Origin of the sequence: Pelagicoccus mobilis (genome assembly GCF_016595505.1) — a bacterium.
Classification (GTDB): domain Bacteria; phylum Verrucomicrobiota; class Verrucomicrobiia; order Opitutales; family Opitutaceae; genus Pelagicoccus; species Pelagicoccus mobilis.
On record NZ_JAENIL010000145.1, the window covers coordinates 1 to 923 of the forward strand.

Annotated in this window: 1 protein-coding gene; it reads left to right on the forward strand. The window is 60.6% G+C overall.

Annotated features, from left to right (window positions below; translation table 11 throughout):
• A partial coding sequence (locus JIN87_RS27970; protein ID WP_200360048.1) for an ATP-binding protein occupies positions 1–923 on the forward strand: 923 nt, incomplete at both ends.

Below are 923 nucleotides of genomic sequence, written 5' to 3' on the forward strand. Positions count from 1 at the left end.
ATGTCCAAGATCGAAGCCGGAAAAGTAACCCTAAAGCCAGCCCCCTTCTACCTGCCCGCCCTCCTCGAGGACATCCTATCCATGCTAAACGCCAAGGCGCTCGAGAAGAACATCCGACTCGAGACAGAGTTCAGCGACGAACTCCCGGAAGGCGTCCTAGGCGACGAAGCAAAAGTCCGCCAGATCCTCATCAACCTCGTCGGAAACGCCATCAAGTTCACCGACCAAGGGCACGTCACCCTCAGAGCCCAGCCTCTACCCACCCCAGACGAAAACTCCGAAAAGATAATCCTACAGTTCCAGGTCATCGATTCAGGCGTCGGCATCCCGAGCGACGAGATCGATCGCGTCTTCGAAGTCTTCTCCCAATCCTCCACCAACGCCAAGTCCCACACCGGAACCGGACTCGGGCTCCCCATCTCCAAGCAGCACGCCCAGCTCATGGGCGGAGACCTCACCCTCGAGAGCGAACTCGGGAAAGGCACCCAGGCCACCTTCACCATGCAGGCCGAGCTCAGCCCCGACATCGGCGAGACCATCCGCCAGAAAGAGAAGACCGTCCTCAAGCTCACTCCCCAGTTCATGGGCACCAAGGCCCTCGTCATCGACGACCGCAAAGAAAACCGCGAACTGCTCGACCAGCTCCTCCGCCTCGTCGGATTCGAGACCCGGATCGGGCACGACGGCATCGAGGCCCTCGAGCTCTTCGAGAACTGGGATCCCAGTATCATCTTTATGGATATGGTCATGCCAAGAATGGGAGGCGAACGCGCCGCCCAGGCCATCCGCAAGCTGCCCGGCGGCAAAGACGTCAAGATCGTCGCCGTCACCGCCAGCGCCTTCGAGGAGGACCGCCAGCGCATCCTCGTCGCCGACATGGACGGCTTCGTCCGCAAGCCCGTCCATCACAACATCCTCTTCGA